This is a genomic window from Actinoplanes sp. KI2 (assembly GCF_025630775.1).
In the GTDB taxonomy this organism is placed as follows: Bacteria; Actinomycetota; Actinomycetes; order Mycobacteriales; family Micromonosporaceae; genus Actinoplanes.
Genome location: NZ_JAOSZE010000065.1, coordinates 39,010 through 49,113, shown reverse-complemented (window position 1 = coordinate 49,113; position 10,104 = coordinate 39,010). Strand labels below are relative to the sequence as shown.

General features: G+C 71.6%; 7 protein-coding genes. 1 reads left to right on the top strand and 6 read right to left on the bottom strand.

The window, feature by feature from the left end:
* Nucleotides 1–32 precede the first annotated feature (32 nt).
* The 5 genes from ODJ79_RS42615 to ODJ79_RS42595 all read right to left on the bottom strand — a co-directional run bounded on the left by ODJ79_RS42615 (nt 33) and on the right by ODJ79_RS42595 (nt 8,114).
* Nucleotides 33–1,250, bottom strand: coding sequence for an arginine deiminase (locus tag ODJ79_RS42615; RefSeq protein WP_263029428.1), 1,218 nt, complete (start codon nt 1,248–1,250; stop codon nt 33–35).
* Between the two features lie 12 nt (nt 1,251–1,262).
* On the bottom strand, nt 1,263–2,657 hold the full coding sequence (locus ODJ79_RS42610; RefSeq protein ID WP_263029427.1) for an amino acid permease: 1,395 nt from the start codon (nt 2,655–2,657) through the stop codon (nt 1,263–1,265).
* A 43-nt stretch (nt 2,658–2,700) separates the two neighbouring features.
* Nucleotides 2,701–3,531, bottom strand: coding sequence for a class II glutamine amidotransferase (locus ODJ79_RS42605; RefSeq protein WP_263029426.1), 831 nt, complete (start codon nt 3,529–3,531; stop codon nt 2,701–2,703).
* 50 nt (nt 3,532–3,581) lie between these two features.
* Nucleotides 3,582–5,471, bottom strand: a complete 1,890-nt coding sequence (locus ODJ79_RS42600) for a phage holin family protein (protein ID WP_263029425.1) — start codon at nt 5,469–5,471, stop codon at nt 3,582–3,584.
* A gap of 84 nt (nt 5,472–5,555) precedes the next feature.
* Complete coding sequence (locus ODJ79_RS42595; RefSeq protein ID WP_263029424.1) at nt 5,556–8,114, bottom strand: LuxR C-terminal-related transcriptional regulator; 2,559 nt, start codon at nt 8,112–8,114, stop codon at nt 5,556–5,558.
* A 347-nt stretch (nt 8,115–8,461) separates the two neighbouring features.
* Here ODJ79_RS42595 and ODJ79_RS42590 point away from each other — a divergent pair, with 347 nt between their 5' ends.
* Entirely contained in the window at nt 8,462–9,310 is an 849-nt protein-coding gene (locus tag ODJ79_RS42590) for a M48 family metallopeptidase (RefSeq protein WP_263029423.1), read from the top strand.
* Between the two features lie 22 nt (nt 9,311–9,332).
* On the opposite strand, the gene ODJ79_RS42585 is transcribed toward ODJ79_RS42590, so the two are convergent.
* Nucleotides 9,333–10,055: a hypothetical protein gene (locus tag ODJ79_RS42585; protein WP_263029422.1), complete on the bottom strand. Its 723-nt coding sequence runs from the start codon at nt 10,053–10,055 to the stop codon at nt 9,333–9,335.
* Nucleotides 10,056–10,104: the final 49 nt, after the last annotated feature.

The following is a 10,104-nucleotide window of genomic DNA, read 5'->3' as shown; positions in this document are numbered from 1 at the left end:
GTTGCGCAGGTTGAATGACATGGATCCGCCTCCTAGACGGCGTCGCGTTCGATCGGGCAGGTCATGCAGCGGGGGCCGCCGCGGCCACGGCCGAGCTCGCTGCCGGCGATGGTGATCACCTCGATGCCCTGCTTGCGCAGGTACGTGTTGGTGGTGACGTTGCGCTCGTAGCCGACGATCACGCCGGGCTCGACGGCGAGGAAGTTGTTGCCGTCGTCCCACTGCTCGCGCTGTGCGGCCCGCTCGTCCTCGTCGGTGACCAGCACCCGGTAGTTCTCCAGGCCGATGGCGTCGGCGATGGCCGGGAACACCTCGAGGTTCTCCTCGACGGCGAGCCCGCCCTGCGGCCCGGGCGTGACGGTCCACGAGCGCATCTTGCCCTTGAGGTACGGGTAGCGGACGAAGGTGTCCTTGTCGATCATGGTCATGACCGTGTCGAGGTGCATCATCGCGTGCGAGTGCGGGAGCTCGATCGCGATGACCTTGGTGGCGGCGCCGGCCGCGAACAGCCGGGAGGCGAGGTTCTCCACGCCCATCGCGGTGGACCGCTCGCCCAGGCCGATCATCACGGCGCCCCGGCCGAGCACGTGGATGTCGCCGCCCTCCAGGGTGGCGAACTTGTGCGGCGGCTCGTCGTCGCCGTACCAGACCTGGAAGTCCGCGCCGGCGAACATCGGGTGGAAGCGGTAGATCGCGGTGCTGTGCACGGACTCGCGCAGCCGGGCCGGCATCGCCATCGGGTTGATGCTGACCCCGCCGTAGATCCAGGCCGAGTTGTCCCGCTGGAACAGGTGGTTGGGCAGCGGGGTGAGCACGAAGTCGTCGGCGCTCATCAGCTCCCAGCGCAGGCTGTTGACCGTGAAACCGGCCAGCTCGCTCTTGAGCACGCCGCCGATCAGCAGCTCGGACAGCCGCGCGCTGTCGGCCTGCTCGGCGAGCCGGCGCAGCGGGTCGGCGAGGTTGGGGCCGACCGTGTCGTCGTTGATGACCCGTTCGAGCACCCAGTCGCGGGCCTTAGGGTCGTTCAGCACCTCGGCCAGCAGCTCGCCGAAGTAGTGCACGGTCACGCCCCGCTCGCGCAGCACCGAGGCGAAGGCGTCGTGCTCCTCGCGGGCCTTCTTGGCCCAGAGGATGTCATCGAACAGGAGCGAGTCGACGTTGTCGGGGGTCAGCCGGCTGAGCTCGATGCCGGGCCGGTGGAGAATGACCTGGCGGAGTCGCCCGGTCTCGGAATCGACGTGGAAACTCATTGCTCTCCCGCCTCAGCGGTAGGGCGGCACCGGCGGCGGCGCTGCCATCCGGCTCCGCATGGACAGGTAGACCGGTACGCCGAGCAGCAGCGCGGCGCCGGCCATGAGGAACGGACCCCACACCACGTACCAGTGCTCCTGGCCGGTGTTGCGCGAGTACCAGACGAACAGGATCGAGAAGATCAGGGCGACGACCGCCACGCCGGCGTCGCGGGCGAACCGCGGCGTGTGCATCTCCCGCTGGTCGGCCCGGCGCCACTTCAGCTGGGCGAGCGCCGAGAAGGCGTACGGGATGGCCGCGGTGATGCCGGTCATCAGCACCAGCGTGTTGAAGACCGTGGCGCCGCTCGCGCCCAGGTAGCTGACCACCATCGCGACGCTGGCCAGGATCGTCGACCAGACGATGCCGGTGGCCGGCACGCCGCGCCCGCTGAGCCGGCCGAACGCCTGCGGGAACAGGCCGTCCTTGGCGGCGGCGTACGGCATCTCGGCGCAGATCATGGTCCAGCCGTTGAGCGCGCCGAACCCGGAGACGATGACGGCCGCGGCGACCAGGTCGCCGGCCCAGTGCCCGCTGCCGGCCATCATGTTGGCCGCCACCGAGTAGGACGCCTTGTTCTCGTCGAGGGCGAGCTGCGCGGTCGGCACGATGCCGAAGATCGCGACCATCGACAGCAGGTAGACCGCGGCGCTCGCGAGGGTGCCGAACACGGTGGACTTCGGCACGTTGCGGTCCGGGTCGCGGACCTTGGCGGCCGCCACTGCCGCGGTCTCCACGCCCAGATAGCTGAACAGGCAGATGGCCATGGCGCTGCCGATCGCGCCGATCGTGCTCTGGCCGCTCACGTTCCACGGAGTGAAGTTCCCGGTGCCGATGAAGAACAGCCCGACCGTCGACATGATGGCGAGCGGGATGAATTTGATGATCGTGGTCCACAGCTGGACCGCGGCCATGCTCTTGGTGCCGACCAGGTTGATCGCGGCCGGGATCCAGAGGCCGACCAGCGCGATCACGATCGACCAGCCGGTGATCGAGCCCTTGTTGACGAAGTGCTCGACGTAGAAGACCCAGCCGGTGACGATCGCCGCGTTGCCGGCCCACGCGGTGATCCAGTACGACCAGGCGTTGGTGAAGCCCACGCCGTTGCCGAAGGCCGCGCGCGCGTACGCGTACGGGCCGCCGTCGGCCGGCAGGCGCCGGGACAGCGCGGCGAACATGATCGCCAGAGCCAGCGCGCCGACCGTGGTCAGCGCCATCGCCACGATGCTGATCGGGCCGATCGACGCGAGCGAGTAGGGCAGGTTGAAGATGCCGACGCCGATGATGCTGCCCAGGATGAGTGCGGTGGCCTGGGGCAGGCCCATCGTGCGGCCGGACTCGGTCTCTTTGTCCGACACAGCGACCATGGCTGTCTCCGGGGGGTTCGGGGGTTCGGGAGGTTCGAAGGGTTCAGCGGGGGGTGAATGCGCCCAGCTCGTCGTCGCCCTTCTGGATCACGCCGTAGCTGGATTCGGGTACCGGTTGCCAGGCACCGGCGAGCTCGCCCAGCGGCTCCGAGACGATCAGCCGGGTCTCCTCGGAGAGCCCCTGGATCAGCGCGAAGTCGGGGTGCAGGGCGCGCAGCGCGTTCAGCGCGGTGCTGAAGAACAGGGTGCGGCTCTTGCCCACGCTGGAGTAGCGGAAGGCCCAGACCCGGTCGCCGTCGCTGGCGCCGACCGTCATCTGCAGCGGGTCGGCGACACCGTGGGCGGCGGCGACCTGCTCGACCAGGCCGGCCATCCGCTCGACCCCGCGCAGCGGATCGTCGCGCAGGCCGAAGGTCAGGGCCAGGTAGAACATCACCTCGGAGTCGGTCGACCCGGCGATGCTCGGGAACAGCTCCGGGTCGACCGCGAGCAACAGGTCGCGCCGCAACTCATGGAAGTTCTTGATGGACCCGTTGTGGCACCAGAGCCACCGCCCGAACCGGAAGGGATGGCAGTTGGTCTGCTGCACCGGGGTGCCCGTACTGGCCCGGATGTGCGCCAGGAACAGGCCGGACCGGGTGACCCGGGCCAGCTCGCGCAGGTTCACGTCGCCCCAGGCCGGGCCGACCCCCCGGAACAGCGCGGGCACGGGCTGGTCCTCGGAGCCGTACCAGCCGACCCCGACGCCGTCGCCGTTGGTGGTCTCCACTCCCATCCGGGAGTGCATGCTCTGGTCGATCAACGAGAAGCGAGGTTTGTAGAGGAGCTCGTCGAGCAGGATCGGTGTTCCGGAGTAGGCCAGCCAGCGGCACATCGCGGGACCCCCTTTCACGCACAGGGTCGCCGCCCGCGGGCCGGGGGCCATCACCCCGCACGGATGAGGTCCAGCCAGCTCTTCAGCTGAGCGTGCACGGCATCCGACGAGGACAGCTCGCGGTCGATCGGCCAGGCCCTCGGGTGGATGAGCACGGGCCGGTCCTGCCAGCCGCCGAGCCCGCCGTGGCAGCCGACCAGCTCCTCGAACGCGGCCACCTCGCCGGTCTCCGGGTCGTGCAGGCTGTTGACCAGGATGTCCGGGGTGTGCGCGAGCCGGTCGTGCCGCCGCAGGTCGTCGGCCGCGAACGGGCCGAAGCCGGCCAGTGGATCCGGGCCTTCGAGCACGTCGCCGTCCAGCAGCCGCCGCCCGCCGCCGCCCAGCACCATCGGCCCGTCCGCCTGCGATCGCACCATGACCCACCCGACTCCCGGGTGCGTGGCGAGCCGGTCGACCAGTCCCGGTGCGTGCTTCTCGATCTCCTCCATGGTCAGCCGCCCGGGCTGCCGGGCCAGGTAGACCAGCCCCAGGTTGCCCGAGGCGACCACGACGAACTCGGGCCGGATCTCCTCCGGGGCCGAGCCGTTCTTGCCGGGCAGCAGGCTCGCGCGCAGCGTCAGCGCCCGGCCGGCCTGCTCGTCGTCGGTCTGCACGGCCACGTCGCCGCGCACCAGGTCCTCCAGCCCGAGCCCGTACCGCTGCCGGAACGTCGCACCCTGGCTCTGCCCGTGGTCCGACAAGATCACGAATTCGTACGGCCGGGGCGCCTCCGCCGCGACCTCCTCGAGGTTGGCGAGCACCGCGTCGATCCCCTCGAGCGCCGCCAGAGCCTCGGGCCGCGCCGGCCCCGCGTGGTGCGCGATCTCGTCGTAGTCCACGAAGTCGCAGTAGATCGAGGGCGTCCCGCGCATCAGATGCTCGGCCAGCACGGCCAGGTTCAGCTGCCGCAGCAGGACGTTGGTGACCCCGCGCAGCAGCACGTAGGACGGCTCCCGCCGGATCCGCGGCTCGACCCGCCGCACCCGCTGCCGGCGAGCCTGGTGCAGCTCCTTGACTATCTCCCCGAAGGTCAGCACGAGCGACCGGGTCAGCCCGAACGGATCGAGCAGGTACGAGCTCAGGTACCGGGCCGGCCCGCGCCCGGCCCGGGCCGTGCTCATCGTCAGCAGGCTGGTGGTCGCGTCCCCGGAGAACACGTTGCTGAGGCTGAGCCCGCCGTCGGCCAGCAGCCCGCGGCCGTCGCTGAGCCGGGACTCGACCACCGCCGCGTCGGCCGGCTGGTTGGTCACGATCAGCCGGCCGCTCTCCTTCTCGTACCACCGGAACGCCGGAACCTGGTCGCTGGCACCGTGCAGGAGCCCCGCCTGGCTGGCCGGCGTGGTGGCGGGCAGCTGCGCGTGCCACTCGGCCAGCGCGTGACTCCCCGACCGCAGCCAGCGCCCGAGCGTCGGCAGGTTCCCGGTGTCCAGCGCCCACCGCGCGAGCGGCGCCGACAGCCCGTCGATCTGCACGAACACCACACCCGGCAGCTCGGTACGCGGCACGCTGCCCCGGTACCGCCGGTTGACCCAGAGCAGATGCCGGGTGACCGCCTCGGTGCGCCCCGCGGTGACGACCCACAGCGCGATGCTGATCAGCGCCGAATAGATCCAGGAGGCCCAGAACGCCGTCCAGAACCCGTCCACCCGGATACCCGGCGCGAGGGCCAGCGCCAGGTAGAGAAGCGCCGCCTGCGCCAGCAGCCACCCGGCGAGCACCCCGACCCACCCGATCCGGGCCATCAGCGACGCCACCGCCGGCCGGATCACCACCCCGAACAGCCCCAGCAACACGGCGGCGAACAGCACCGACCACCCGTTGTCCGCGGTCAGCCCCGGCAGCATCAGGATGGTCAGCCCGAGCGCCGCCCACCCGCCAAGAACGATCCCGACTTGGCGCATGGGCTCCCCTCCCCGGAACGAGGTAAAGCCCCAGCACACCTCGACGCCGCGGGCACGTCCTCATCCCGGAGGGGTAGACCGGGGTCAGAGGAGCCCCAGCTGGCGGGCCCGGACCACGGCCTCGCGACGCCGGGCCGCGCCGAGCTTCCGATAGATCGACCGCATGTGGGCCTTGACCGTGTTGATCGAGATATTGAGGTTGGCCGCGATCTCGCCCGCCGTCAGCACCGTGGGCAGATAGCGCAGCACATCCCGCTCCCGCTCGCTGAGCACGTCGAGCGTCCCCGCGGGCGGCTCCGACCCCGCGGCCCGGGCCACCGTCACGGCCGACGCCGCGGTGTGCTCCTCCACCCACCGGCGGCGATCGAGCAGCACCGCCAGCCGCCGCTGGTCGAACCGGCGGAACGGTCGCCGGATCTCGTCCCGCTCGGCGATCAGCAGCGCCCGGGACAGCGCGTCGATGGACCGATTGCCATGCCCCTCGGCGTCGGCCGCGAAGGCGGTCGCGATCCAGGCGGTCACCGCCGCCACCCGATCGGTGCTCTCCCGGACCCGCGCCAGCAGCAGCTCCGCCGCCGCGTGATCACCCGCCGACAGCAGCGCCCGAGCCAGACACACCTGCTCGGACGCGGTCAGCACGCCGTGCGGCGCCTCCCGGTCGTACCGGGCCACCACCTCCCGGAAACACCCCAGCGCCAGATCGGCCTCCGACTCGGCCAGCCGCAGCCAGTGCGCCAGCACCGGCGCGACCAGCGTCACCGGCGCCTCCTCCCGGGTCAGCCGCAGCAACGCCCGGGCCGCCGCCGGGTCGCCCGCGGCCAGCAGCAGATGCACCCGGACAAGCGCCGCGAGCAACCCCGGCGCCGCGGCCGGCTCGTCGCCGCCGGCCCGCAGCGCCTTGCGCAGGGCCTCCTGGGCCTCGCCGACCCGGTCCCGCTCGATCTGGATCAGCGCCGAGGTCAGGTACGACACGGACGCCTGCGCCGAAGTCTCGAAGCGGTTGCGCCGGGCGAGGTCGAGCGCCGCGCTCACGTGCTCGGCCGCCTCGTTCAGCGACCCCTGCAGGAAGACCAGCAGTCCGAGGTGGGCCATCGCGTTGACCTCGGTGACCGTCGAGCCGACCCCGCGGGCCGCCATGGACGCCGCCCACAGGTACCGGTCGGCCTGGTCGGCACGGTCCATCCAGAGCAGGCCCGCGCCCTTCTCGTTCAACGCGATCGCCCGGTAGTGCAGCAGCGACGGCAGCTCGTCCTGCCGGTAGGCGGCCAGCGTGCGCAGCGTCTCGGTGGACTTCGCGATCAGCCCCGGCATGTCGCCGACCCGCCAGTTGAGGATGCCGGCCTCCATCAGCCGCAGCGTCAGGTCGGTGGCGGCCGGCACCTCGGCCTGCCGGCCGGTCAGCGAACGGGCCAGCCGCAGCAGCCCGGCCACCCCGGCCCGGTCGCCGCTGGCGTAGCGCACCGCCGCCCCGCACAGCGCCAGCTCGGCCGTGCTCGCGTGCTCCTCGGGCGGGATCCGGCGCAGCACCTCGACCAGCGCGAGCTGATCGCCGCACATCACCCGGACCATGGCCCGCTCGACGGCGAGCCGGCCGAGGTAGCGCCAGTCCCCCGCGTCGGCCGCGTGCCGCAGCGCCTCGAAGATCGAGTCCTGTCTGGCGTACCAATCGGCGGCGAGCAGGTGCAGCTCGGCCGCCGCCCCGGGCCGGTCCAGGAGCAGCTGGTGCAGCAGGGCGTCGCGCAGCATGGGGTGACAGCGGTACCAGCCGGGCCGCTCCTCGACCCGCACGACGAACGCGTTGGACGACTCGAGGCCCTCGAGGATGCGCCGGCTGTTCGTCTCGCCGGTCAGCGCGTCGGCCAGCGGGCCGCACATCTGGTCGGGGACGCTCGCGCGTACCAGGAACTGTCTGGTCCTCGCCGGCAGCGCGCCCACCACCTCGCGCAACAGGTAGTCGGAGGCCGCCCGGACCTCGCCGTTGGCCGGCGCCCCCCGCTCGGCTCGCACGTCGGCGAGCAGCTGCAGGCCGACCACCCAGCCCTCGGTACGGTCGAGCAGCGCGGTCAGCTCGTCGACCGGCATCCGGCGGCGGTGGACGGCCGGCAGCTCGGCCGCCTCGGCCGGGCGGAACGCCAGGTGCCGGGTGCGGATCTCGGTGAGCTCGCCGCCGGCCCGGAACCGGTGCAGCGGCAGTGTCGGCTCGGTACGCGCGATCAGCACCAGCCGCAGCGCGGGCGGCGGGTCGTGCAGCAGCGTGGTCAGGCCGCCGAGCACCCGGGCGTCGTCCACCTCGTGGAAGTCGTCGAGCACCAGCACGACCGGCTGGGGCAGGGCGTCCAGGCCGTCCAGCACCCGGGCGACCGCCCGCTGATCCGCCCGGATACCGAGATCCAGCTGCTCCAGGGGGTTGCCGCCCGGCACCGCGCCCGACATCCGCAACGCCATCACCAGGTCGGACCAGAACGCGCGGGGATCGTTGTGCTGCGCGCTCAGCGTCAGCCAGGCGATCGGGCCGGACGTCACCCTCGCCTCGGCCCAGGAGGCGACCAGCGCGCTCTTGCCCCAGCCCGGGCCGGCGCAGACCAGCGTCACCGGCCGGCACACGCCCGCGTCGAGCATCTCCGCCAGACGACGACGCCGCACGAACGGCTGCCGTACCGGTGGGCGCCCGATCCGCCCGCCGTCCTGTGCTGTGGTCCTTCCGGTCTCCCTCAACTACCCAACCACCCCCGCGGTCGGTCGACGCCGCCGTCCCCAATGGAGGTCCCAGGTTCATGAACTACCGAGAGTGATCGTCGTCGTTCTCGTCACGCGTCCCGCCCCACCCCAACACAGATGGCAGCCGGAAGGCAACAACCGGCCGTTGGCGATCTCCACAGTCGACCGAGGTTGGCCCGTCCGGACCGGCGGCGGCTCATCCTCGCGGTATGACGCGGGGATCGGCCCCGCGGGTGATCCTCGGTCGGAGGATTCCCCCCGAAGGAGCAGACGTGTCGAGTCCCTCCATTCCCGAGCGGCGGCTGCGGCATCCGGTCGAGGTGCCGCTGTACGCCATCATGGTCGTGCTCAACCTGATCATCATCGCTGCCATCGTCACCGCGGCGTCGGTGCTGCCGTACGTGCCCGACTCGGTCCGCGAGTCCGGCTGGGGCGTGGCGATCCGGACGGCCTTCATCGCCCTGCTGCTGCTGATCCCCGGGCTGGTGTTCATCCGGGAGATCCAGCGTGCCTCGATCCGCGGCGGGGCCGTCGAGCTGTCACCGAGACAGTTCCCGGACATCTACCGTACGGCCGAGGACTTCGCCGGCGCGCTCGGTCTGCGCCGCCGGCCGGTGATCTACCTGGCCAACGGCAACGGTGCGCTGAACGCCTTCGCCGCCCAGGCCCACGGCTACGACTACGTGGTGCTGGCCAACGAGCTGTTCGCCAACCTGTACAACAACAACCGCGAGGGCCTGCGCTTCATCCTGGGTCACGAGCTCGGTCACGTCCGGCTGCACCACACCGGACTCTGGTACAACCTGTCGATCGCGTACTCGGGGCGGATCCCGCTGCTCGGCCCGGCACTGTCCCGGCTGCGCGAGTACTCGTGCGACCGGCACGGCGCGTACCTCTGCCCGACCGGGGTGAACGGCCTGGTCGTGCTGACCGCGGGCCGCTACGTGGAGAACGACGTCAACGTCGACGAGCTGCTCGCCCAGGGCCGCCGCCTGCACGGCTTCTGGACCGGCCTGGCCCAGCTGCCGATGTCGCACCCGTTCACCGTCCGCCGCCTCGAGCACCTGTTCCGCCTCGGCCTGCTGCACAAGCAGCAGTCCGGCACGCGGTCCGTGGTCTGATCACCTTTCCGAGCGAGAACGTTCAGCCGAGGTGGTTCGCGGCGGTGCCGAGCAGCCGCCAGAACAGGGCGCTCAGTGTCGCGGTGACGACCATCGCGAGGAACAGGACGGGCCAGGCACGCCAGAGGCGCCGGCGGGTGGCCAACCACGCGAGCACGGCGAGCGGAACGATGACCTCGACCAGTCGCACGGCACCGATTCCGTGGACGAGGACGGCGTCCGGGCCGCGGATCGCCCAAGGGAGCCCGGGCGGTGTCAGAAGGATCTCCTGCCAGCCCTGGCCGGACAGCAGCCCGCAGGCGACACCGGCGGCCAGGGCGGCGCGCGCCATCGGCGCGGTGCGCGTCATCCGGCCCAGCAGTCCCAGAGATGGTCCCGCGACCATCGACACCAGCAACCAGGCCGTGGTCATGACAGCCAGCGACCGCAGTCCGTACCAATCGCCCGGCGAGCCGCCGCTCCAGCGCCGGCTGACCACGAGAATCAGCAGGTAGTAGACGAGCGTGGCCGACACCAGCAGCGCGGTCGCACCCACCACCGCAGCACGGCGATCCGGGGCCGTCCGGCCGGCCAGCACCGCCGCCAGACCCCAGGCAAGACCACTGCTGACCAGCGCGGTCACGACCTGCCGCAGGACAAAGCCGTCGATCGCGTCGGCCGCGAACGCCAGCAGGCCGAGCGCACCCGCCGCCACCACGATCATCATGGCCCGACGTACGGAACGCTGCACAACGACATTGACCACGCTCAGCCTTCCCCAGGGCCGCCCAGGGTACCGAGGCCACGGATGCAGA